This window comes from Thalassotalea euphylliae, from assembly GCF_003390375.1.
GTDB lineage: Bacteria > Pseudomonadota > Gammaproteobacteria > Enterobacterales > Alteromonadaceae > Thalassotalea_F > Thalassotalea_F euphylliae_A.
The window spans coordinates 480,116-504,162 of sequence record NZ_QUOT01000001.1 but is presented as its reverse complement, the minus strand read 5'-3'; the positions used below and the strand labels follow the sequence as shown (position 1 = coordinate 504,162).

The 24,047-nt window shown below is 41.4% G+C and carries 22 protein-coding genes and 4 tRNA genes; 17 read left to right on the top strand and 9 right to left on the bottom strand.

Features of this window, described 5'->3' with window-relative positions:
* Window positions 1-43: 43 nt before the first annotated feature.
* From DXX94_RS02290 to DXX94_RS02270, 4 genes are all read right to left on the bottom strand, one after another.
* A complete protein-coding gene (locus DXX94_RS02290; RefSeq protein WP_116013601.1) occupies window positions 44-808 on the bottom strand; it encodes an RES family NAD+ phosphorylase in 765 nt (254 codons plus the stop codon).
* A gap of 112 nt (window positions 809-920) precedes the next feature.
* The gene (locus DXX94_RS02285; protein ID WP_116013600.1) at window positions 921-1,352 is read right to left on the bottom strand and encodes an MbcA/ParS/Xre antitoxin family protein; all 432 of its coding nucleotides are present in this window, start codon (window positions 1,350-1,352) and stop codon (window positions 921-923) included.
* Between the two features lie 125 nt (window positions 1,353-1,477).
* Window positions 1,478-2,479: a LacI family DNA-binding transcriptional regulator gene (locus tag DXX94_RS02280; protein ID WP_116013598.1), complete on the bottom strand. Its 1,002-nt coding sequence runs from the start codon at window positions 2,477-2,479 to the stop codon at window positions 1,478-1,480.
* A gap of 586 nt (window positions 2,480-3,065) precedes the next feature.
* Window positions 3,066-3,686: a glutathione S-transferase family protein gene (locus DXX94_RS02270; protein ID WP_116013597.1), complete on the bottom strand. Its 621-nt coding sequence runs from the start codon at window positions 3,684-3,686 to the stop codon at window positions 3,066-3,068.
* Between the two features lie 276 nt (window positions 3,687-3,962).
* Here DXX94_RS02270 and DXX94_RS02265 point away from each other — a divergent pair, with 276 nt between their 5' ends.
* The 5 genes from DXX94_RS02265 (at window position 3,963) to DXX94_RS02245 (ending at window position 10,155) form a co-directional block, all read left to right on the top strand.
* The gene (locus DXX94_RS02265) at window positions 3,963-5,090 is read left to right on the top strand and encodes a M14 family metallopeptidase (RefSeq protein WP_116000342.1); all 1,128 of its coding nucleotides are present in this window, start codon (window positions 3,963-3,965) and stop codon (window positions 5,088-5,090) included.
* Between the two features lie 57 nt (window positions 5,091-5,147).
* Complete coding sequence (locus tag DXX94_RS02260; RefSeq protein WP_116000341.1) at window positions 5,148-6,623, top strand: alanine/glycine:cation symporter family protein; 1,476 nt, start codon at window positions 5,148-5,150, stop codon at window positions 6,621-6,623.
* An 80-nt stretch (window positions 6,624-6,703) separates the two neighbouring features.
* The gene (locus DXX94_RS02255) at window positions 6,704-7,033 is read left to right on the top strand and encodes a zinc ribbon domain-containing protein (protein ID WP_116000340.1); all 330 of its coding nucleotides are present in this window, start codon (window positions 6,704-6,706) and stop codon (window positions 7,031-7,033) included.
* Complete coding sequence (locus DXX94_RS02250) at window positions 7,034-7,339, top strand: YeaC family protein (protein WP_116013595.1); 306 nt, start codon at window positions 7,034-7,036, stop codon at window positions 7,337-7,339. It begins immediately after the preceding gene.
* The gene (locus DXX94_RS02245; protein WP_116013594.1) at window positions 7,336-10,155 is read left to right on the top strand and encodes a DUF349 domain-containing protein; all 2,820 of its coding nucleotides are present in this window, start codon (window positions 7,336-7,338) and stop codon (window positions 10,153-10,155) included. The genes DXX94_RS02250 and DXX94_RS02245 overlap by 4 nt, the downstream gene beginning before the upstream one ends.
* A 64-nt stretch (window positions 10,156-10,219) precedes the next feature.
* Here DXX94_RS02245 and ansA read toward each other — a convergent pair whose 3' ends face one another.
* A complete protein-coding gene (gene ansA / locus DXX94_RS02240) occupies window positions 10,220-11,260 on the bottom strand; it encodes an asparaginase (RefSeq protein ID WP_116018237.1) in 1,041 nt (346 codons plus the stop codon).
* Window positions 11,261-11,499: 239 nt separating this feature from the next.
* Window positions 11,500-13,383, bottom strand: a complete 1,884-nt coding sequence (gene sppA / locus DXX94_RS02235) for a signal peptide peptidase SppA (protein WP_116013592.1) — start codon at window positions 13,381-13,383, stop codon at window positions 11,500-11,502.
* Between the two features lie 452 nt (window positions 13,384-13,835).
* Here sppA and DXX94_RS02230 point away from each other — a divergent pair, with 452 nt between their 5' ends.
* Together DXX94_RS02230 and DXX94_RS02225 are read left to right on the top strand one after the other, a co-directional pair.
* Window positions 13,836-14,519, top strand: a complete 684-nt coding sequence (locus DXX94_RS02230) for an HvfX family Cu-binding RiPP maturation protein (protein WP_116013591.1) — start codon at window positions 13,836-13,838, stop codon at window positions 14,517-14,519.
* Between the two features lie 112 nt (window positions 14,520-14,631).
* Window positions 14,632-15,177 (top strand): nitroreductase family protein, encoded by a 546-nt coding sequence (locus DXX94_RS02225; protein WP_116013589.1) that lies wholly within the window; start codon window positions 14,632-14,634, stop codon window positions 15,175-15,177.
* Window positions 15,178-15,192: 15 nt separating this feature from the next.
* Here DXX94_RS02225 and DXX94_RS02220 read toward each other — a convergent pair whose 3' ends face one another.
* Together DXX94_RS02220 and DXX94_RS02215 are read right to left on the bottom strand one after the other, a co-directional pair.
* On the bottom strand, window positions 15,193-15,567 hold the full coding sequence (locus DXX94_RS02220; protein ID WP_116013588.1) for a VOC family protein: 375 nt from the start codon (window positions 15,565-15,567) through the stop codon (window positions 15,193-15,195).
* Between the two features lie 53 nt (window positions 15,568-15,620).
* Entirely contained in the window at window positions 15,621-16,130 is a 510-nt protein-coding gene (locus tag DXX94_RS02215) for a SixA phosphatase family protein (RefSeq protein ID WP_181901464.1), read from the bottom strand.
* Window positions 16,131-16,346: 216 nt separating this feature from the next.
* On the opposite strand from DXX94_RS02215, the gene rmf reads away from it, so the two are divergent.
* The gene (rmf, locus tag DXX94_RS02210; protein WP_116002378.1) at window positions 16,347-16,520 is read left to right on the top strand and encodes a ribosome modulation factor; all 174 of its coding nucleotides are present in this window, start codon (window positions 16,347-16,349) and stop codon (window positions 16,518-16,520) included.
* A 103-nt stretch (window positions 16,521-16,623) separates the two neighbouring features.
* Here rmf and fabA read toward each other — a convergent pair whose 3' ends face one another.
* Window positions 16,624-17,139, bottom strand: coding sequence for a bifunctional 3-hydroxydecanoyl-ACP dehydratase/trans-2-decenoyl-ACP isomerase (fabA, locus tag DXX94_RS02205; protein WP_116018235.1), 516 nt, complete (start codon window positions 17,137-17,139; stop codon window positions 16,624-16,626).
* Between the two features lie 159 nt (window positions 17,140-17,298).
* Between fabA and DXX94_RS02200 the strand changes: the two genes are divergently transcribed.
* The 9 genes from DXX94_RS02200 (at window position 17,299) to DXX94_RS02160 (ending at window position 23,954) form a co-directional block, all read left to right on the top strand.
* Complete coding sequence (locus DXX94_RS02200) at window positions 17,299-17,538, top strand: hypothetical protein (protein ID WP_116000332.1); 240 nt, start codon at window positions 17,299-17,301, stop codon at window positions 17,536-17,538.
* A gap of 213 nt (window positions 17,539-17,751) precedes the next feature.
* A complete protein-coding gene (uvrY, locus tag DXX94_RS02195; RefSeq protein WP_116002376.1) occupies window positions 17,752-18,399 on the top strand; it encodes a UvrY/SirA/GacA family response regulator transcription factor in 648 nt (215 codons plus the stop codon).
* A gap of 8 nt (window positions 18,400-18,407) precedes the next feature.
* Entirely contained in the window at window positions 18,408-20,285 is a 1,878-nt protein-coding gene (gene uvrC / locus DXX94_RS02190; RefSeq protein ID WP_116013584.1) for an excinuclease ABC subunit UvrC, read from the top strand.
* A 112-nt stretch (window positions 20,286-20,397) separates the two neighbouring features.
* Entirely contained in the window at window positions 20,398-20,979 is a 582-nt protein-coding gene (pgsA, locus tag DXX94_RS02185; RefSeq protein ID WP_116000330.1) for a CDP-diacylglycerol--glycerol-3-phosphate 3-phosphatidyltransferase, read from the top strand.
* 146 nt (window positions 20,980-21,125) lie between these two features.
* A tRNA-Gly gene (locus DXX94_RS02180) sits at window positions 21,126-21,201 on the top strand.
* 57 nt (window positions 21,202-21,258) lie between these two features.
* Window positions 21,259-21,332, top strand: a tRNA-Cys gene (locus tag DXX94_RS02175).
* Window positions 21,333-21,336: 4 nt separating this feature from the next.
* A tRNA-Leu gene (locus tag DXX94_RS02170) sits at window positions 21,337-21,423 on the top strand.
* A 43-nt stretch (window positions 21,424-21,466) separates the two neighbouring features.
* Window positions 21,467-21,542, top strand: a tRNA-Gly gene (locus tag DXX94_RS02165).
* Between the two features lie 540 nt (window positions 21,543-22,082).
* Window positions 22,083-23,954 carry a putative bifunctional diguanylate cyclase/phosphodiesterase gene (locus DXX94_RS02160; RefSeq protein WP_258872076.1) on the top strand — a complete coding sequence of 624 codons (1,872 nt, stop codon included), beginning with the start codon at window positions 22,083-22,085 and terminating at the stop codon, window positions 23,952-23,954.
* Window positions 23,955-24,047 lie beyond the last annotated feature (93 nt).

Here is a 24,047-nt window from a genome sequence, read left to right as displayed (position 1 = left end):
CAAAAGCTAAAAGAAACTATAGCTAAAAGAGCGTGAGAGCTGGCTAAAACGGTTTAGCTAGCTGACCATCTAACAAAAATGTTTCGTGGGAAAAGATGCTTGGTTGCTGACCTTGAGTAGAAAAAGCGACACTTTCGTTATTCGTTTGACAAAGCCAGAGCTGCATTTGCTCTGGCTTTTTTGATTTTATGGCGTCAGGTGTTGCAATCGCCAAGTTCACACCGCGTTTCATACCCTGATTTATTTCGCGTTGGTCTCGGGCTGAATAAAATCGGATAACTTCTGTTCCTTTCTGCTGTGTTAGGTGTTTACCTATGGCTTGTGAGGTTTGATAGCTGGTCGCGGAGCTAATGGCACTGAGGTGGTCTTGCTCGGCGAGTTTAGTTAAATCGCTGCAACGTGTTGTGCGTACTTTAACGCTAAAAATAGAGTGTTCAGATTGAATGGTACTTTCATACGGGGTTGCCATATCATGCAAAAACACAAAACGATAAAACGCACACTCTGCCAGTACCGTTGATATTTGCTCTGCACCATAAAAATAGCTGGGCATTGTGATATCGCCAAAGCGCGAACCGTATTTTAGTGGTGGATAGCGAAAAGGAGTGCTGATTAAATAGTGCAGCTCCTCGGTTGCTAGCCGATAGGCGGGTTTCACCTCATCTAATAACTGTTCAAGTAAATGTTGTTCACTTAAGTTATCAACAATTTTAGTGGTTGCGGCGTATTCTTGCGTTTCAACAATGCGAAACACATGATTTGAATAGGCGGTATGCTTGGGGCAGGCAGCAATGATGTCGTTTATCATAGAAACTCCATTTCTATGCGAGTAAGGTTGCGTGTTGGCAATGTAACTAAACTAAGTAACAGTAACTAAGCTATATAAAGTAACGAAATAGCGCTACCTGAGCTACCGGACGTTAAATTTTGCCACGCATTGCATCTAAATATTGATTGGTTCGATATAAACCTTCAATGGTCGGGCAAATTTCTGCAGGGATACCATTTAAGGCGTTATTATGTGTGCGATACCAATGTTGCATAAAAGCTTCATCACCACCTGCTATCGCGAAAAGTGAGCGATACAAACGGATAAAGTGCAGCAGAATTTCACCTGTTTTAGATTTAGGCGAGAATCCTTTGTGTTGATTGCGTGAAAGCGTTGAGGCATTAACGCCAGAAATAGCGACTTTTTCTTGTGTTGAGACATTAAGTGACTGACATGCATTGTTAAACGCTTTGATGATCACTTGCGCTTCGCTGTGTTGTTGATCGGTATTGTGATGATCATCAGCGCCAGAATATATCGCTTGGCTTGACGTATTTGTGTTAAGTTTCGGAATAGCAGTCATTAGGCCTCCTAAATGCATATGCAAAGTTTGGTATAAAAAATGTGCAAATGCAAGTTTTGAAGTTGGCTTCAATAGGAACAAGCAAAACCTTAAAGCCAGCTATAGGAACTTACTCAGAGCTGAGGTTATTTACTTTCTACGATTGAATTGCGCAATATAAGGCTAGGCTCAAAAACGCGTTCAATTGATAAGTCTTTGCGCTTATAAATATCGGTTAACACCATTTTGGCGGCCATACGTCCCATTTTTTCAACAGGATTATCGATGGTGGTCAAAGTAGGGTAGAGGTAATTGGCAAAAATAACATTATCGAATCCGATCACCGATAAATCATTGGGTAGTGTATAGCCGTGCTCACGAGCGTACTTCATGGCACCAGATGCCATTTCGTCATTGGCACAAACGACAGCGCTAAAACTCAATTGATTGTCGATAAAATGCTTTAATCCTTCGCTACCACCGGTTTCTTTAAAGTCGCCAATGAACAATAAGTCGCTATTAAATTCGATTCCGTGTTCTTGCAGTGCGCGCTTATGACCTAGTAGTCGATTGCTGGCATCTGCTTTAAATTGTGGTCCTGCGATGTAAGCAATTTTGTTATGGCCGTGATCAATCAGCGCTTTTGTTGCCAAATAACCACCAACTTCATTGTCTAAACTAATGCACTTTTCTTTGAGCTGTTCAACATAGCGGCTAAGTAGGTAAATAGGCGTATTGCCTTGGCTTACTTCGACTAAGTAGTCATCAGTTACTACTTCAACATGAATGATAATGGCGTCGCAATTACGACCCATTAAAAATTCGATACCGTCTTTTTCTCGCTCTTCTTCTGAATGCCCAGTAGTAAAGATAACGTGTTTACCAGCGGCTCTTAGCTCTGATTCAATACCGGCCATCATTTGACCAAAGAAAGGGCCATGTAGCTCAGACACCATAATACCCACCGAGTCACTGCGATTTGACGCTAGCGAACGGGCGCTTGCATTGGGTCTGTAGCCAAGCTCATTCATGGCATCAAGGACTTTTTGCTTGGTTTTATCGCTAACACGCGCATTATTATTCATTACGCGAGAAACCGTTGCGAGCGATACACCAGCTAATTTTGATACTTCATAAATCGTTGCCATGAGCGCTACTAACTACCTTGCTGTTGTTCTTTGACCAAATGGGCGGCAATCATACCTAAGATAATCTTTGTTAACCAGAGGTTAATGCATTGTGTTTTAGCTTGTCTTGAATCGTTTCTAGTTTATTTGATGTTAAGGTGTAGCGGGTCATGATGGCAGCGAATACAGAGAGCACTTTATCGGCTCAACTGAGATCTCCCCCGTAAATGGTGATAAAAATCTTAGTTATAAAACAGCAGATGTTTTTGATACCTTGATCTTAGTCGGCGACGATCATTTCAATCATACTAAGTCTGTTGATAGTAATTCTGAGAATCAAAATTAATGCAAAATGTTGATTGGCGGTTTGATTGCCATTTGTTAGCTATTTGTTAGAGCCGAATGTTGGCGCCAGTTAACAAGTGTTCGCACAATAGTTGAAGAGCTCATCAGTTAAATGAAAGTAAAAGAAAAGCCATCGCTAATAAAATTCTAGCGATAGCTATTAGAAGTCAAACAAAGGGTCAAGTGCTTAACATTAATAAAAGGTTACCTGATAGATACTTTAGTTTTGTCGGCTGGTGCTAAGCGTTAGTCAAAGTAGGCTTTAATCAAGAATAGCTGCAACTTGTTGATGCCAGCGATTCAAGTTTTCACATTCTGGCGGAATGCTCGCTTTTACCCAACTCGCAAATTGACAAATAGCGTATGCATCTATATCTGCTTGGCTAAAACCACTTGCGGCAACAAATTCGCGTTCACTTAGGTGTTTATCAAGCATATTCCAGAATAGTCCAATACGGGTTTGGCCACGCTCAACTAATGCTGGTAATTGCTTTATTGGCGTTAAGCCGGGTAGGGCGCGATCAGCAAAAAATTCACTACCGTTTCGCAACACCTCTGCAACCGCACTAAACCCTTCAACGTATAGTTTGTGGCACCAGCCGATGACTTGCGCGTATTCTTCATCATTCTGCCCAAATAAGGGTTTTTCTGGGTGCTTACGCTCTAGGTAAGCACAAATCGCGATACTGTCTGTTAGTAACGTATTATCGTCTAATAACAGAGCTGGTACGGTGGCATTTGGGTTTACCGCGACATACTCGGCGTTAAATTGTTGTTTCTCTTTTAAATCGATAATTTCAGTTTCAATTTCTAGCCCTTTGTATTTTAAAAAATAGCTAACGCGCAAAGGGTTTGGTGCGGGCGGAAAGGTAAAGAGCTTCATATTTAGATCCTTGTTATTCTTTTGTCGTTAAAGTTATGTGCTAAGTAAAGCTTGTCGTGGCTAGTGCTAAGATAGCCCCGCAAGCCAATAGATGCAATCTAGACACGTGTGTTAGGAAGTAAGAAGGGGAAGTGGTAAAGGGGAGTAAAGTAGCTCTAAAAGTACGCTGTAACTTGTTGCTGACAGTCATTCGATGTCATGTTTTTATTAAAACTTCTGATCACTTAAGGCTTTGTGTACACTACGGCTTCATGTCAGAGCAATAAAACAAACGTTATGCAAATTTCTTCTAACTTCGACAGCGGCAATATTCAAGTATTAGCAGCTAATGATCCAAGCGATATTCAACTAGCCATTAACAAAGATAACGGCTCAGAATTCTATCAATGGTTTCACTTTAAATTACACAACAATGAGCGTGTTGAGCATAACATTCGCATCGTCAATGCTGGGCAATCAGCCTATGTGGAGGGCTGGCACGATTATCAAGCAGTAGCCTCTTACGATCGCGAGCATTGGTTCCGTGTGCCTACCGAATTTGATGGGCAAGAGCTTAAAATCACTTTTATGCCGGAATTTGATTCGGTTTATTTTGCTTACTTCCAGCCATACAGCTATGAGCGTCATCAAGACCTATTACATCAAGCGCAATTAGACATCGACTGTGAACTACAGGTATTAGGTCAAACCTTAGATGGTCGTGATATGTCATTGTTAAAAATAGGTGAAGAAGGGGCAGACAAAAAAGCCGTTTGGATCACTGCTCGCCAACACCCAGGTGAAACGATGGCAGAGTGGTTTGTCGAGGGCTTTATTGACCGTTTATTAGATGAAGATGACGGTGTTGCACGTGCACTGTTAAACAAAGCTGTATTCTACATAGTGCCGAATATGAACCCTGATGGCAGTGTGCGCGGCCACTTAAGAACCAATGCGATTGGTGTTAACTTAAACCGCGAATGGCAGTCGCCATCTATGGAACAAAGCCCGGAAGTTTTCCTCGTCACTGAAAAAATGAAGCAGACAGGTGTTGATATGCACCTTGATATTCATGGTGATGAAGCGTTACCTTATAACTTCGTTGCTGGTTGTGAAGGCTGTCCTTCATACGACGAACGTCATAAAGCGTTAGAAGACAAGTTTAAACAAGTGCTTTTAGCGATTACGCCTGAATTCCAAGATGAAAAAGGCTACGACAAAGATGAACCAGGCCAAGCTAACTTAACCGTAGGTAGCAACTGGGTTGGTGAAACTTTTAAGTGTTTAGCTTATACCATTGAAATGCCATTTAAAGACAATGCTTTATTGCCAGATTATAGCGTTGGCTGGTCAGGTGAACGAAGCAGCTTATTTGGTCGCGACGTCTTAACAGCGGTTTACCATGTGGTAGACGATCTGCGATAGAAATAACGATTTCAGGAAACATGACAATAAAAACAATAACAATATTGGAGTTAATTAGTGTTAGAACTAGTCAATACGCTTAACAGCGTGATATGGAGCCCTGCGCTTATTTATTTGTGCCTAGGCGCAGGTTTATTTTTCTCAGTTATTACCCGTTTTGTGCAAGTTCGCCATTTTCGCGAAATGTGGCGCCTGCTGCTGTCAGGAAAAAGCTCTGAGCAGGGCATTTCTTCTTTTCAGGCATTAGCGGTTTCACTCTCTGGTCGCGTTGGTACGGGTAATATTGCAGGTGTTGCCGCTGCCATCGGTTTCGGTGGCCCTGGCGCGGTATTTTGGATGTGGGTTGTCGCGTTTTTTGGTGCTGCGACTGCTTATATCGAATCTACGAATGCACAAATATTCAAAGAAGAGCACGATGGCTTATACCGTGGTGGTCCAGCTTATTACATTGAAAAAGCAATGGGTCAAAAATGGTATGCATGGATATTTGCCATAGCAACCATTTTAGCCTGTGGTGTGTTGTTGCCAACGGTGCAGTCAAACAGTATTGGTGAAGCGGTGACTATGGTCTTTGGTCAAGGGCATGTTGTTGACACGGCCTTTGGCCCGCTCGCTATCACTAAAGTGTATACAGCGGTTGCCATTGTGTTATTGCTTGGCTTTATCATCTTCGGTGGTGTTAAGCGTATTGCTAATTTCACTCAGGTTGTCGTGCCATTTATGGCATTGGCATACATCATTATTGCTTGTGTGATGATCGCGCTTAATATCGATAAATTGCCAGGCGTTTTCATGATGATTATCAACGATGCATTCTCACCAATGGCAGGTGTTGGTGCAGCCATTGGTTGGGGTGTTAAACGCGGTGTATATTCAAATGAAGCGGGTCAGGGTACTGGCCCTCATGCGGCAGCTGCTGCCGAAGTTAAGCATCCTGCTCAGCAAGGTTTAGTACAAGCTTTCTCTGTTTACATTGACACGCTATTTGTTTGTTCAGCAACAGCCTTTATGATTTTGATCACGGGCGCGTACAATGTTCACGGCGCGGGCGATGCCTTTATTATTCAAAATGTAGCCGCTGATGTTGCAGCTAACAGCCCAGCATTTACCCAAATTGCTGTGGAAGGCATGCTGCCAGGCATTGGTAAACCATTTATTGCATTAGCCTTGTTCTTCTTTGCGTTTACCACTATTTTGGCTTACTACTTTATTGCGGAAAACAACGTTGCTTACATCAAGCGTACGTTCAAAATCCCTGCCTTAACCTTCTTGTTAAAAGTTGCCATTATGGTGGCCACTTTCTACGGTACGGTAAAAGCAGCAGATATTGCATGGGGCTTAGGTGATGTTGGTGTTGGCTTAATGGCCTGGTTAAACATTATTGGTATTTTAGTGATTTTCTTTATGGCTAAACCAGCTATAAAAGCACTGAAAGACTATGAGCGTCAGCAGCAAGAAGGGGTTGAAGAGTATAGTTTTGACCCTGATAAGTTAGGCATAAAAAATGCCGACATTTGGCGCGATAAAAAATAATCGATAATCCAAGAAAAAACGCCCGCAAGGGCGTTTTTTTTGGTTAAAATACCGAGGTATTTAGAAAAACAGGAAGCTATATGGCTGTTATCAATTGCCCGTCTTGCCGTAAAAAAATATCTGATAAAAGTGAATCTTGTAGCCATTGTGGCGTTCCGCTTAAGGGCGTAGACCAAGAAAAACTCGCCAGTTTTGAGCGTGAAAAACGCATTAAGCAGCAACAATCTTTAATGACGCATTCTTTTATCGCCATGTTGCTATTTTGTGGCGGTTTTTTGTTTTTATTTTGGCAAAACGCTCAGCCAGGTAGCTGGCAGTATGTTACCGCCATGAGTAGCACAGTGATCGGTTTCATTCTGTATATCGTTACTCGCGTTAGAATTTTATTAGTGAAAAGAAAATTAAAATAAATGGATATCATTCAAGTTGTAGATAATCTTTCTGAGGATATGTTTGAACGTTTCAAGTGTGCCGCAGAAACGGGAAAGTGGCCGGAAGGCACCAACGTCGATCAAGCACAGCGCGATACTGCCATGCAGATTGTAATGGCGTATCAGGCACGCGTACTTAAATCAAAAGAAATGCTCACTGTTGGTGAAAATGGTGAAATTGTCAGTAAAAGCAAACGTGAGTTGAAGGCTGAATTTAGTAATAGCCAAGAGCAATCTTCAACACCCCCTGAACAGAACAATATTGCTAGGTTTACGGATCTATGATCTTTTCAAAGTTATTCGCTTCAAAAGCGAATTGGCAGCACCAAGACCCAAGCGTTCGGGTTAGCTGCATCGAGCAAGAATTACAATTAAACGAAGCACAAGATGAGCAAATTATTCGTCAGCTTGCCAGTGAAGACGAGAGTGCGCTTGTGCGACGTGCTGCGCTGTTAAAATTGAATGATTATTCGCTTTGGCAACAAGCGCTAACTAACGACAGTGCCAGCTCAATTCGCCGAGTTGCTGAGCAAAAAATTGTTGAACACATCGCCAGTGACGACACCCAATTAAGCATTGAAAAGCGTATAGAGTTTGGCGAGCAGCTAAATAAAGCGTTAGCTGAGCAGGTTTTAAACCAAACCAATTCGATTGACCTTATTCTGGCATTGTTTAGCAAGCTTGATAAGCCTCACTTGCTGGTGAGTATCGCTCAGCAAAAGAATCAACTAGCGCTATGGCAATATATTATTGATAACAATAGTGACATTGATTCGCTAGAAAAGCTTGCCAAGAAGGTTAACCTTGAGTCGGCATCAACGCTGTTAAACAATAAAATTACGGCGCTAAAAGAAGCTGAACAGGCACCGATAAAAATTACCAAAGATGCTCAATTGAACTTGTCTAAGCTATTAGCATTAAAAGATGTGACTGACTATGGTGTGGTTTTATCAAAGCGCGCTGAGTTAGAAAAAGAATGGCAAGTGCTAAGCGAACAATTTCAGCTACTCTCAGAAGAAAGTGCGCAAACGTTCAATGAAAAATACGTAACGATTAACGCTACATTGGATAAGGTTTTCATTGCTAAAGCAGAGCAGTACCAACAAGCACAAATAGCAGCCAAAGTTGCCCAACAGCAACAAGACCAACAGCAAGATTTTGAGCAATTTTTATCGTCAACAACACAAGCAATAAGTGAAGCTATTTTTGAAAATGCTAGTCTTGACGAGCAGCAATTGCTGAATGATATTGCAGAATTTGAACGCCTAGTAAAAGCGTCGGTGCTTAGTGAACAAGCGGTAAAATCGTTGTTGGTACAATCACAAGAGCTGGCCAACAAGCTTTCCAAAGTGAATGAAATTGCCGCTTCTGTGGCTAATGCTACGCAGTTAATTGCCAGAATGTCGCAGCAAACGCCACCAGTAAGCCAATCAGAATTATCTGACAAGCAAGGTATCTTCAAATCTTGGCTTAGAGATTGGCAAGAAAATATGCGCCAAGCCAGTGGCGTATTGCCTGAATCAATTATTGCAGCGCACAAAGAAGTGAAAACAGCTTGGTTAGCAGCGTTGGCACCACTTGAAAAAGAGCAAGAACAGTTGCTGCGCCAAACCCAGCGTAAAGTGTCTGACTTGAAACGTTTGTTAGCGTCGGGCAAATACAATGCGGCATTTGGTGTATTTAACAAATTCAAACGCGCCTATAACGAGTTGACGGAAGAGCTTCAACGTAAACTACATCGTGATTTTGAGCATTTGTCAGAGAAAATGGCAGAGTTAAGTGACTGGGAGCACTACATTGCCACGCCACGTAAGAAAGAGTTACTGCAAGAAATTAAAGCGCTTGCTGAGACTCCGCTCGATAATCCGAATGAGCAAGCTGACAAAGTTAAATGGTATAGAAAAACGTGGAATACGTTAGGTCACGCCGATGAAGAAGTTGATCGTGAACTCAACCAAGCATTTAACCAAGCTTGCGAGCAGGCCTTTGCTCCTTGTCGTTTGTTTTATGCGGAACAAGAAAAAATTCGCGATGCACATTTAGCGACACGAAAAGAGCTGATTGAACATCTGAAGTTGCTTACTGAACAGCTATCTAGCAAGGATATTGATTTTAAGACGATAGAATCGAGCTTTAACAAGTTAAATCAACAGTGGCGAAATGCCGGAGATGTCGATCGCAAAGTTTATCGCAACATCAACCAAGAATATCAAACGCTCTCTAAGCCTGTGCGTATGGCGATTAATCATTATCACGACGACAATGAAAAAGCCAAACAGGCGCTAATTGATGAGGCACAATCACTCGCTAGTCATATGGACGACGAACAAGCTGTTTTTGATGCGGTTAACCGTGTTAAACGACTGCAAGAACAATGGAAGACAGTTGGATACGCTGGTGCGAAGAAAGAAAACCGTTTATGGCAACAGTTTCGCGCCATAAATGATCAAATATTTGGTCAGCGACAACAAGTGCAGTCAAAACACAAGCAAGAAAGTGCCGAGCAATTGTCTTCAGTAAAAGCTACGCTTGAAGCGCTTAATGCTAAGCTAACAGCAGAAACCACAACGCCTAGTAACATAAAAGCCTTGCAAAGCGAGGCACAGCAGTTGAAACAGCAACTTCTTGGGGAGTCACACCCCAATAAAACGGCGCTAGGCCAAGTGAGTCAGTTTGTCAGCCAATGCCAAAGCAAACTTGAGTTGTTGTTGGCACAAAGCAGTAAAAAGGACTGGCAACAGGTTTTTGCTTTGTTTGAGCAAATTGCGCAAGAAAGTCTTACCCGTCAAGCTTGTGAAGATACAGCAGCGTATGAAAGCTTGTCTAAAGCAAGCAAGCGTAAAGTGCTTGACCATTTATCTGAGCAGAACGCTGAAAATCGCTTAGCGCTAACCATTACGTTAGAGATTATTGCTGGCGTTGAATCACCAGCACAAGACCAAGCGCAGCGCAGAACAATTCAAGTTGAGCTCATGCAACAAAAAATGAACTCTGGTGAATTAACGTCGGCTGAAGATAAGCTTTGGTCTTGGCTAAATGATGGACAGTTAACGGCAGAAGACTTGCTGTTAATAGATCGAGCAAAAAGAATTTTCTGCTAGTCGTTTAGGTTTAGGCTTGGGCTTATGTTGAAGTAAAAATAAGATGCGTTGGTGGCTATCACTATCAAAGTGATAGCTCTCCTCGCAGGTTTTCTTGCATAAGTTGACACAGTGTTTCATAAGGCAGGTTTTGACTTAACAAGAAGTGTAGCTTGGTTAAGGCAGCTTCCAATGTCATATCTGCGCCACTAATTAGGCCACATTGGCTTAAACTTGAGCCTGTTGCATAACCACCCATATTTACCTTGCCTTTGACACACTGGCTAAGGTTTAGAATTAAAATCCCTTTCTCTGTCGCTTGTTTAAGTACGCGCAGTAACTGTTCATCTTGTGGGGCATTACCCACACCATAACTTCTTAAAATTAAGGCTTTAACCGGCTGTTGTAATACGTTGCTAATTAGCTCGTGACTAATGCCTGGATACAAATGCACTACGCCAACAGGTTGTGGCGTAATTGGCACGAGTTTAAGCGCTTGTCGCGCTTCTTTCGTTGTTGTATCGGCCAGAGTTGTTTCATCGGCAAGCCTTCCAGCCTTTATTTTAATATCTATACCGGCTTCAAGTAGTGGTTCCATGTTTGGTGAATCAAAGGCGTTAAAACCATCAGCATAGGCTTTAATGCTTCGATTACCGCGAAATAGCTTGTTATTAAAATACAAACCCACTTCATTGATTGGATAGTTAGCGGCAATAAATAAAGAATTCAGTAAGTTCTCTTGTCCGTCGGAACGTAATTGACTAAAAGGGATCTGCGACCCCGTCACAATAATGGGCTTACTGAGGTGCTGAAACATAAATGACAGGGCAGAGGCAGTATACGCCATAGTGTCTGTGCCGTGCAGCACGACAAAGGCGTCAAAGTCGTCGTAATGTTGGTAGATATCATCAGCAATACGTTGCCAGTCTTTTGGGGTCATATTTGATGAGTCAATTAACGGCTCATATTCATTGATGACAAAGTCTGGCATTTCTGTTCGATGAAAATCAGGCGTGCGATTGATAGCATCGGTTAAGTGACCTTTAACGGGGATGTACCCTTGATCACTTTGCTTCATGCCGATAGTACCGCCTGTGTAGGCGACATAAATGTTTTTCTTCATGATCATTAACCTCAGCTCAGGATAACTAATGCGCTTCTAGCGGCTATTTTTCCTGGTATCAGCGTTGAATTTACTTGCAATAGACCAGCTATTGACGCGCAAACTCGCCTTGATCTCAGAAAAAATTTCTCGTTAGAAGGTAACGGTAAATTTAAATGTATAAATTTATTGTTTATTTGCTATTTCTTATCCAAACCTGAGGTTAAGTAAAAAAAAGCCCCGAATAATCGGGGCATTAAGAATTAATTTACCTCACAAGTCAAACAAAATGAGTATATGCCTTGTGGGTCGTTAAATTGTTCGAGTTGTTTAACCTCGTCGATAACTTTCTGCACGATTTGGCGAGCTTGTCCCATATGGGCAATTGGTGAAGACGATTGATATTCATAACCTATTTTTTCAGCAACGAATGCGCTGCTGTCCACTAGGTTTTGCCAGAACAAATCTTGAGGGCTCAATTCGCGCTCAATTAACACTTGTTCATAGTCATCAAGCTTAGCTAAATCTGCTGCAATATTAACAGCTTCGTCTAGCGAGCCTAGCTCGTCAACTAAGCCAAGCTCTTGCGCCTTAATGCCTGACCACACTCTACCTTGTGCAACTTTATCTACTTGCTGCTTGGTCATCGCTCGGTTTTCTGCCACTAGCGAAATGAAGTCTTCGTAACCGCGATTAATGCTTAATTGAAATAACTTCGACATACCTTTAGAAAGTGGGCGGGTTACACCAAAACCAGCAATATCAGTAGTACCAACGCCGTCGGTGTGAATACCAAGTTTGCCAAGCGTATTTTCTAACGTCATAAACATGCCAAAAATACCAATTGAACCTGTAATCGTGGTTGGTGACGCGACAATTTTATCTGCAGATGCTGAAATCCAGTAACCACCAGATGCCGCAACACTACCCATAGAGGCGACAACAGGCTTACCCGCCTGCTTTAACAGTTCTACTTCTTGGCGAATAATTTCTGATGCATAAGCACTGCCGCCTGGGCTATCAACACGCAGTACAACAGCCTTTACTTGCTTGTCAAAACGGGCGCGTTTTAATAGTTTAGCTGTGCTATCACCACCAATGGTACCAGGTGATTGGTTACCATTTAAAATCGTGCCTTTTGCAACGACAACAGCAACTTTATCACTACCGTTTGTATCTAACGGGAACGGAGGTTTAATCGCCTTAAGGTAAGACTTATAGTTGATGTGCTTAAAGTATTCACCACTGGCGTTTTTGCCAACACGAGACATTAAATCGTTAACCATTTCATCGCGAGTTTTTAGTGAATCTACCCACTGATTTTGTTTCGCGTATTCAGCAAAACTGCCATTAGCCTCGCTAAATTTAGTTAACAAAGATTCAATGTTTTCGTCGAAATTAGTTGTTTCAAAACCGCGCTCTTTAGCTACATCTTTTTTATATTCTTGCCATAGGTCGTTTAACCATAACTGATTGGCGGCTTTCGCTTCCTCAGACATATCGTCTCGAATGTATGGTTCAACCGCTGACTTGTAGGTGCCTACTCGGAAAATATGCGGGCTGATGGCGAGCTTTTCTAACGCTGATTTAAAATAAAGTTGATAGCGACCAAAACCATCGAGCAGTAAATAGCCTTTTGGATCTAACCATATCTCGTCGGCGTAGCTAGCGAGATAATATTGTCCTTGTGAATATGAATCGCCAAGAGCAATCACGTGTTTGTCGGCACCTTTGAAGTCATTTAATGCTTGACCGATATCTTGTAACTTACTTAATCCACCGCGACCAAGTTGATCTAGTTTAAGTACTAAAAGCTTGATGCGGTCATCATTTTTTGCATGCTCAATAGCAGAAAGTACATTGCTCACTAACAATTCGGGTCTTTCTTCTTTTTGACCTAAAGCTTCGTTAAATAATGCATCCATTGGATCGATAGCCACTTTTTGCTCTACCAAATCACCACGCAAATTCAGCACGAGTGCTGAATTTTCTGGGACGGTGACTTGCGTATCGTCACTGCTAATAATGCCAATGATAGCGATAATGATCGCGAGAAAAATTAGGTTTACTACAAGTTTGCGACTTGTGTCGACAACACGCCAACTTGCTGAAAAAATTCGTCTAATAAGGCCAGGATTACTATTCATTCATATTTTCCATTACATCGGATTGAGAAGTTACCGTCATGGTACTAATGCTACATAATTTATTAACTTGCAGTAGTAAATTTTGTAAAATTTATTATCTTTATACCAATTGAATTAATGAATTAGACGATTCAGAGCGTTATCAGCGGTGCGAGAATAAGCAAAATTTGTGTAGATATAGTCGTTCTACATCGAATAAATTTGGCGCAGTTATCGTGCCGCTGATACGCTCCCAAGGGGCGAGTTTAAAAGGCTTATATGCGGCGTTATTGATCTTAACAAGGGAATAACCATTCTTTGCAAACAATGCCTTGCCTCTAAGCCTTTTAATTCTCGCTGAACGATTAATTCTTTATTTCAATTGGTATTAGCTAACAAATACGTAGGAGAATTATTTTGGGTTTTCTACGGTCTAGTCCAACTATATTATTTAACACAACAAAAGTGAACTTATGAACTTACCTTCTTTATATCAAAGTTTTACTCAACAGCTCTCAAAACTTGACGGCATTCCAGCGCTGTTAATTCGTTTATATCTAGCTCCTGTATTCATCATTGCTGGTTATTCTAAATTACAACTTGGCAACCCAGATGTTACCGGTTTAGCATCGCTGGCAGCGGATCCAAACATTGTGAATTGGTTTGGAAACACCGAATGGGGCTTAGGTTTACCATTCCCAACACTGTTGGCAAATTTGGCAGCATGGACTGAATTTTTAGGTGGTTGGTTGTTGATTATTGGTTTATTCACGCGCTTAATCTCAATTCCGCTGATGTTCACTATGGTTGTTGCCGCAACAAGTGTGCACGCTGACAATGGTTGGTTCGCTATCACGCCGACAAACCCAGATACAAGCCCAGCAAAAATGGTTGCTTGGTTAGGCTTTGACAGTGCAAAAGCGAGCTTGGAAAATTCAGAAGAAACGTCAGTACGCTTAAATAAAATGCGCGATATTTTAGATGATAATGGCAACACCAACTGGTTGTATGAAAACGGTAATATTGTTGTGCTAAACAATGGTATTGAGTTTGCGGTAACTTATTTCATCATGCTACTTGCGCTATTCTTTATTGGTGCCGGTCGCTTTACGAGTGCCGATCACTTCGTTCGTGCACGATTTTTGTCTGCTGATTAACAGTAAATAGTGTAGAAATTAGCTCTTTTTATAAACCCGCACTAAGTGCGGGTTTTTATTATTTTTATATTCATTACAATGAAAGGACTACAACATAGATAAAAGTACGCTAGTGATCGATTTTCTACTTCAACGCCAATCAAACCCAAACTTAACCTTACCTGCGCCAAACGAACATGAGCTTGAACAAATGCTGCAAGCCGCAATGTCAGTGCCTGATCACGGTGGTTTAACGCCATTTAACATTATCGTTGTTAAAGAAGAAGCCCGCGCTTCACTGGCACAAGCGTTCAAACAATCAGCACAGGTCAACAGTGGTGATGAATTTAAAGTGACTAAAGCGGAAAAAATGCCATTTCGCTCGCCAATGATGATTGTTGTCGCGACTAATTACCAAGAACATCCGAAGGTACCCAAGGAGGAGCAGTTAATTACCGCAGGCTGCGCCGTTTACGCTATGCAAATGGCCGCGGTAGCATTGGGTTATCAAGCGATGTGGCGCACTGGCGATATGGCGCATTGTGAAATCGTAAAGCAGTCGCTAAATGTGCCTTCAGAACAAGACATTGTTGGCTATTTATATGTCGGCACTGAGAGCAAAGTACTGCCAAGTAAGCCACGAAAATCGTTTGAAACAGTGACCCGTTATTTGGATTAATACTAGTTGCTAGCTTTATCGATGTTGGTCGACAAGAATGGGGTTGCCATCTGGGTCTAACACCACAAAACTTGCAGGTCCTTCGCTATTGCTGTCAGCTTGCGTCACAAAATTCACGCCATCGGCTAATAAATGAGCTTGGATTTTTCGTACATCGTCAAAGCTCGTTAACGGTTGTGCGCTTTGATCCCAGCCTGGATTAAAAGTGAGTGTGTTGTTATCTAACATTCCTTCGAACAAGCCAATAATATGCTTATCTTCGTTTTGTAAAATTAACCATTTTTGCTTTATATCACCGCCAAATTGAATAAAGCCTAATTTTTGATAAAACTCATAAGAGCGCTTAATGTCTTTAACATTTAAGCTGATTGAAAATGCGCCAAGTTTCATGTGTGTTCCTCTTTTGTGCGTTTCTCTTTTATGCGTTCGTTTTTATGTGTAGCTCAGTTGGTTTTAAAGTCCTTTGGTTTAATAAAATGACACAATGCAAAGCTATTTCGCGTTAAATCTTGCCAGGAAATAGGGCCAATAGATGTTAGTTGCGCATAGCCAGCTGTCGGTATGTTGTCTATGTCGCTACCCGTTAAATAGTTGCACAGGTCAGTTAGAGCAGGGTTGTGGCCTATAACGACAAGGTTACTGCTGTGAAGCTCTAAACTTTGTAAATAGGCCAGTAGGGCAGATGCGTTGAACGTGTATAGCTGTGTTTTTGTGTGCCACTGCAATTGAATATTCGGAAGACTGTTGGCGATTCCTTCAATAGTTTGTTGTGCGCGTATCGCGTTGCTTGCAATTACCTGTTGAAAGTCACAACCTAACTCAACAATTTTGGGTGCTATTACGCGACAACTTCGCTTGCCTCTTTGATTTAGTGGCCGCTCAATATCCGCGAGCACAGGGTTATCCCAACTCGATTTCGCGTGCCTGATCAAATGTAAGGTTATCTTTTCCACCTTTCTAATGTAGCCAATCTTGGCAATTCATGCTGGTAAATGATTGTTTGCAGAGCTTGGTTGAGCCAATTATTTAATTTGTTATATCAATCTCTTGGTTGTGATCACTAAGTTCTTTGTTGAAATAACGTTTACTGTCTTCTATTCGTTAATAGGGCGTTTGAAAAATGTTCAACAAAAAAAGAGCGAAAAGATAATAAGGAGAACTTGTCGATGATGAAGAGGCAAAAACGTGATCGTCACGATAGAGCACACTCTAAAGGTTACCAAGCAGGCGTCGCAGGGCGTTCTAAAGAAATGTGTCCATATCAAAACAGTGAAGCAAAATCTGAGTGGCTAGGTGGTTGGCGAGAGGCCATTGCCGATAAACAGCAAGGTTTATTTAAGTAGAAAACAACACAATTGAAAATACAAACAGTAGAAAAGCAAAAGCCCGACTTGTCGTCGGGCTTTTGTGTTTTGTCTGTTCAAATATTTAACATCAAGCTTTGAATTAAAAGCTTGATGTGTCGGTAAATAAACCTACTTTTAGATCAGTAGCGGTATAGATTACTTTGCCATCCACAGAAACGGTGCCGTCAGCAATACCCATAAACAGCTTACGCTTGATCACTCGTTTCAGCTGAATGTTATAAGTTACTTTTTTCGCCGTAGGTAATATTTGGCCCGTAAATTTAACTTCGCCAACACCTAATGCACGGCCACGTCCTGGACCGCCTGCCCATGCTAAGTAAAAGCCTACAAGTTGCCACATAGCATCTAGACCTAAACAGCCTGGCATAACCGGATCACCTTTGAAGTGGCAATCAAAAAACCAAAGGTCGGGATTAATATCAAGTTCGGCAATGATTTCACCCTTACCAAACTCACCACCTTCTTCGGTAATAAGATTGATACGGTCCATCATCAGCATGTTGTCAGCGGGCAATTTACTGTTACCTTCACCAAAAAAGTCGGTGGTACCGGCCAACACTAAGTCTTCTTTGGTGAACGCGTTTTTTTGTTCCATATTTTTTCTGTTCATTAATCATTGCTGTAATTTAGAGTAGCTACTTTAGCGAACACTTGTACACTAAACAACTCGGAGCAGTTATTTTGTTGCAATTTTGATGGTTATGCGTAACCATCAATGGCGTATATTAATTGAGCTTAATGACAAGGAGATGACATGGCGTTAAGCAATGCAGAAAAACAGCGGCGTTATCGCGAACGTCAAAAAGAAAATGGTAAAAAGGAAATGCGCGGCTATCTATCGAAAGAAGCGTTGGAATGTTATGAGCTAATACAAGAACAAACCAACTGGTCTGATTCTGTTATTTTAAGCAATGCGGTTAGGCTAACTTACGCGGCTTATAAAAATGGTCAAATAGGATTACTAAATAATTGGTTAACAAAGAATAAGCTTTAGTCAAATGGTGTTTATACGCCTAATTTATAAGCGTTTTATGGAATTAATTAATTGTCATAATAGGTAATTCACTATATAGTTTTGATCTATCTCTGAATATGTTCGTAGAGCAAAATACTAACAACAATGCTCCGGCGAATAATGCAATAGCAATTAAAAACACAATAAAAAACTCAGGGATAACAATGTATAACAAAACAAAGGTAGATGCTCTTGATTAACGTTCTTTTAGTTGACGATCATGAATTAGTCCGTACAGGGATACGCAAGATACTTGACGAAGTTAAAGGAATTAAAGTCATCAGCGAAGCTGAAACCGGTGAAGAGGCTGTGCAGTTCTGTCGGAAGGAACAGCAACCTGATGTTGTCTTGATGGACATGAATATGCCGGGCATTGGTGGCCTAGAAGCTACCAAAAAAATCATTCGTTATGCACCTGATGTTAAAGTTATCGTCTTAACTATTCATAGCGAAGACCCTTTCCCGACAAAAGTGATGCAAATTGGCGCCGCTGGCTATTTAACCAAGGGCGCAGGGCCAGATGAAATGGTTAATGCTATCCGCGCGGTTAACAGTGGACAACGCTATATAACGCCAGAAATTGCTCAACAAATGGCGCTCAATCAATTCAAATCTACAGAAGAGAATCCATTTAACGCGCTATCCGAGCGTGAGTTACAGATTATGTGGATGATCACGCGTGGCGAAAAAGTGCCAGATATTTCTGAGCAACTGGTACTAAGTACTAAAACGATCAATAGTTATCGTTATCGGATGTTTGATAAGCTTAACGTGAGTAATGACGTTGAACTTACCCATTTGGCAATTCGCCACGGCATGTTAAAAACAGAAAAATTCTAGAGTCGGCCTTGCCTGAACAAACAGAATCACCTGAACTTTCCAAACAAAGTTCACCAACCGCACAAACTTTTGATCACCAGTCGTTTCTCAAAACAGTAACGGAAAAGGCTGGTGTTTATCGCATGTATAACCTTGAGCAAGAGGTTATTTATGTGGGTAAAGCCAAAAATCTTAAAAAACGCCTCGCCAGTTATTTTCGTAAAGACGTTGCCAGTGTCAAAACCAAAGCCTTAGTGCGGCAAATACTGGCGATTGACGTGACCATCACCCATACCGAGGGTGAAGCGTTAATTCTTGAAAATAACTACATTAAAAAGTACCAGCCTAAATACAATATTCTGTTGCGTGATGATAAGTCGTATCCGTACTTACTGATCACTAGCCATAAACACCCAAAGCTTGGTATGCATCGCGGTGTAAAAAGACAAAAGGGCGAGTACTTTGGCCCGTTCCCAAGCCCTGGTGCTGTTTGGGAGTCGCTGCGCTTAATGCAAAAAATTTTTCCCATTCGACAATGTGAAGACAGCTATTATCGCGCCAGAACACGCCCCTGTTTGCAGTATCAATTAGGTCGATGTTCCGCACCTTGCGTGGATAAAATTTCAGAGCCCGACTATCAGCAGCAAGTTAGCCTTGCCAAGTTATTCCTTCGTGGTAAAAGCTCGCAGGTGATTGACACACTCGTTGGCCGTATGGAAGAAGCGAGTATAGCACTTGAATTTGAGCAGGCGGCACGTTATCGCGATCAAATAGCGACGCTTCGCAAAGTTCAGCAACAGCAATTTGTTAGTGGCGTTGCTGCAGAAATGGACGTCATAGGCTTGTACCGTAAAGGGGCGCAAGTGTGTCTGCATGTGTTATTTGTTCGCGATCACAAAATTCTCGGCAGTAAAAGTTACTATCCAACATTGATGGCGGAAGATACCGACGAAGAAATTATCGCTGCGTTTATTGGTCAACATTATTTAGTCAATGAAGCATTTCAAGGGGCAATTCCTAAAGAAATTGTGATCGACTATAAAATTGAAAGTGCCAGCGAACTGTCAGCCTTGTTGTCAGAACAGTCGGAATACGAAGTTAAAATTTCGAGCAATGTGCGCCAAGAGCGAAAACAGTATTTAAAGCTTGCTGCAACGAATGCTGAACAAGCACTGATCACTCGCAATAGTGAAAAAGAATCAATGCATAAACGCTTTGAACAATTAAACGAAGTGTTTGAATTAGACCAGCAAATAGAGCGGTTAGAGTGTTTTGATATCAGCCATACCATGGGGCAACAAACGGTTGCTTCTTGTGTGGTGTTTAATACCGAAGGACCGTTGAAAAGCGATTATCGCCGATACAATGTTAAAGGGATAACGCCGGGTGATGATTATGCCGCCATGGCATTCGCGCTAAACAAGCGCTATGGCAAAGTCACTGACGAAGATAAATTACCCGATATTGTCTTTATCGACGGTGGTAAAGGGCAGTTGGCTAAAGCGGAAGAGTTTTTCGCCACGTTGTCACTCACTAAAATACCGCTGTTAGTTGGGGTAGCAAAAGGGGAGTCGCGTAAGCCAGGCTTAGAAACGCTTATTCTCGCAGGTAGCCACCAACTTATTTCATTGCCAGCCACGTCTCCAGCGTTGCATTTAGTACAACACATTCGCGATGAGTCGCACCGGTTTGCGATAACGGGTCATCGCGCTAAGCGACAAAAGCACGCGAAAACGTCTTCGCTTGAATCTATTCCAGGTATCGGCGCTAAGAAGCGTCAAGCTCTGCTTAAATACCTTGGTGGTTTGCAGGAAGTAAAAAATGCCGATGTTAAAACCTTAGAGAAAGTGCCAGGCATCAGCCAAACCCTCGCGCAAAATATATATGATGCGCTGCATGACAATTAGTTTAATAACTGTGTAGAATAGCTTCACAAACTGCCGTTGCCATAGAGATGATGTTTGATTGTCTTCTATATAGTAGCGGTAGCAACGATAAGAATAGCTTTGTGAAGTATCTATGTGGACCATTCCTAACCAAATTACCTTATTTCGAATTGTATTAATTCCTGTATTTATCATTGTTTTCTATTTACCCGTCTCATGGAATCATTTCGGTGCGTTTGCCATTTTCTGGTTAGCAGCGGTTAGTGATGCATTAGACGGCTACCTAGCCAGAAAGCTTAATCAATCTTCGGCATTTGGTGCCTTTATAGATCCTGTCGCTGACAAACTCATGGTCGCTTCTGCACTTATTATGATTGCTGAAGACTATGCCGTGTGGTGGATATCGGTTCCGGCGATGATAATGATCGCCCGCGAAATCTTTATTAGTGCCTTACGAGAACTGATGTCATCTAAAGGCAAACGAGACACCGTAGCGGTGTCAACGTTAGGTAAATATAAAACGGCTGCACAAATGCTCGGGATTATGGGGTTAATTTGGCAACCAGATTATGATATTCCGTTGATTGTATTTAATTTCCCACATGAAATTTTAATGGGTGCTGCTTATTTGTTCTATTTCATAGCAACTGTCTTAACGGTCTCAACTATGGTGAGTTATTTCAAAGCCGCATGGCCTGATTTAAAAGCGGAATAAATGCTTGTTTTTGTCGCGAAAAAGCTAAAAAAACATCACATTAAACGCTTTTTAATCACTTGAAATGTTTTTGATATTTAATTGTTGACTCCCATTAATATCAATGTAGAATGCACCACCAGTTGACAGGGAGTCAGCGTCAGGAAGCGGCTGTAGCTCAGTTGGTAGAGCACCACCTTGCCAAGGTGGATGTCACGAGTTCGAGCCTCGTCAGCCGCTCCAAATTCTCTTTCTTGTTAAGAGATAACTTCAAGGAATACTACCCAGTCGTAGTGATATGGCGGGTTGGCAGAGTGGCTATGCAGCGGATTGCAAATCCGTGGACCTCGGTTCGACTCCGGGACCCGCCTCCATAATGCCCGGGTGGTGGAATTGGTAGACACAAGGGATTTAAAATCCCTCGCTTGTAAGAGCGTGCCGGTTCAAGTCCGGCCCTGGGTACCATTTCACTATGATAAGTGGATAGTTAAAAGTTTTTCTTCATATTGCGGCTGTAGCTCAGTTGGTAGAGCACCACCTTGCCAAGGTGGATGTCACGAGTTCGAGCCTCGTCAGCCGCTCCAAATTCCCAATAAACTCTTATAAAAATACACAGACAATATTCACTATATAATTCTCTGTATTCATTTCTTATCTTAATTTTTTCAAGTATTGCGTTAAAAACCGTTGTTACCAGTTTGTCCTCGCTACGACTACATTCATCGAATAATTCACACTTGTTAAGCCCTGAAACGATAGCCCCTTCGAAAGCTCATTTGAGTAGTTATTCTATTGGTTAACCCTTAGCGGTTAATATGTAATCCATATTTAACAAAGTGTTAACAAGTGTGAAATAAAGTTACCTTAATTCCGCAATTGTTTATAAATTGCTATTCACTTTTATGTAGTTTGAATGCAATATGTAGCTAATATGTAATTTTACGTTAGTACTTTTTCAGACGTCTATATATGACGTGCAGTCGAATGAATCGATTGGTTGCTAGAAAAGAATAAGTGCTGGAAGCATTAAACAGGTTTAGTTTTTGAAAAAGCTGGCAGTAAAACTTTTTAATACTTTTATGACAACGCTGATAATGATCAGCATTATGTCTTATGTGTTATTTGTGTCTAGTTTATCGAAAGAGCTAGAGCAACCTAACAAGTTCCCAAGTATTGAACTCAAACAACAAAGCGTACAACCGCTTTCTACCTTAGAGCAAGTCTACACAGATGCCTTGCTACTCAGTAATATCACCAAAATAGATAATACTTTGGCGATCAGTTTTACTGATGAAACAGGGCAACGAAAAACAATCGCCTTAAGACCTGTATTGTTTAAAACCTTTGTTGATATTGTTCTTCCGCTAACTGCCCTTATCGCTGTCGCTGCCATCATGTTTATGATGTCGGGGAAATATCATCGCACTCGCTTAAATGTCAAAATGGCAGCTTTAGTTAGTAAAGCTGAGCAAACTGCAGATGTCTTTGGTAAGGAATTAAAACCTGACGAAGGCCAATCATCTCTTACTCGTATCAACATGGCCTTGGATGGCTTGTCGTCGTTTGCGAATGAATATCACGCCCGTTCAATTAATAATGCTCATCGCGATCGCTTAACTGGTTTAGTGAATCGCCATCGCTTTTTAGAGCATATAACGGAAAGATTGGGGGAGAATGGGCAGGAAACTAAAAAAAGCGGTTTGCTGTTTATAGATTTAGACGGCTTTAAGCAAGTTAATGATTCATTTGGTCACTCCTTCGGTGACGAAGTACTTATTCAAGTCGCAGAGCGTTTATTAACCATTGTACGCACTGAAAAGTTGTCTTATGAATGTAACGACAATTCAGGTCTTGAATACAGCCTTGCCCGTTTAGGTGGTGATGAATTTACCTTGTTTGTGGAGGACTTATCTGAGTCTTCACGAATGATTGAAATTGCCAAGAATGTACTAAAAGAAATAGAAAAAGACTTCGTGCTTGGTAATAAAGAGATCAAGATCAGTGCAAGCATTGGTATTGCTATCTATCCAGACAGTGCTAATTCTCCCGAGGCATTGGTTCAAATGGCAGATGTTGCTATGTACCGTGCGAAAAAAGAAGGGCGTGGTATTTATCGCATCTACTCTCCAGAAATGGGCAGTAACATGAGGCGATACCATTATTTACTGGAAGAAATGCGTGTCGCACTTGATACCAATAGTTTTACACTTTCATTTCAACCGATAATTAATGTAGATGGCAGTGCCATTAGTTATTTTGAGGCATTGGTTCGTTGGCACCACCCAGCTGAAGGTAGCATTGCACCAAGCGAATTTATACCAATTGCAGAAGACTCTAACTTAATCTTAAAACTGGGCGATTGGATATTAGATGAAGCCTGCCGACAAATGGCCGCTTGGTATAATGCGGGTATGTCTAAAACTCGCATTTCGGTAAATTTATCGGGTGTGCAGCTTAAACATCGTTCTTTGTACCAATGGGTAATGGCAAGTTTGAATAAAATTGGCCTGCCACCAAGTTCGTTGATGCTTGAAATTACCGAATCCTCATTTATCGATTTGTCTGATAATACTGTTGATGAGCTTAACAAGTTGCGCAACGAGGGGATTATTATTGCTATAGATGATTTTGGCACAGGCTTTAGTTCGTTATCGTTATTGGCTAATTTGCCAGTCGATGTGCTAAAAATCGATAAATTATTTGTTAGCCAAGCAACAAAAAATACCAAGTACAATAAAATTATCCAATCAATAGCCGATCTCTCTAAGCAACTAGATTTAAAAGTCGTTGCCGAAGGTATTGAGGATATCGAACAATTAGAACTGCTCAAATCTTTAGGTATTGTTTATATTCAAGGATATTTAATTAGCCGCCCGCAAACTTCAGCACATGTTGGTGACAAAGTGTTAAAACAAAGTGTTAGTCACCTTTCTATGACAGGTACTGGTGTCTGGCCACCACAAAAATCACGCGTTGTGAGTTCAGCATTTAGTTAATTTATAACTTTTGATTTTCTAAACCTTATTTCGTCAATGCTCTTTACTGGTCAAATGTTTTTAATGGTATCAGTTGCGTATTGATACCTAGGC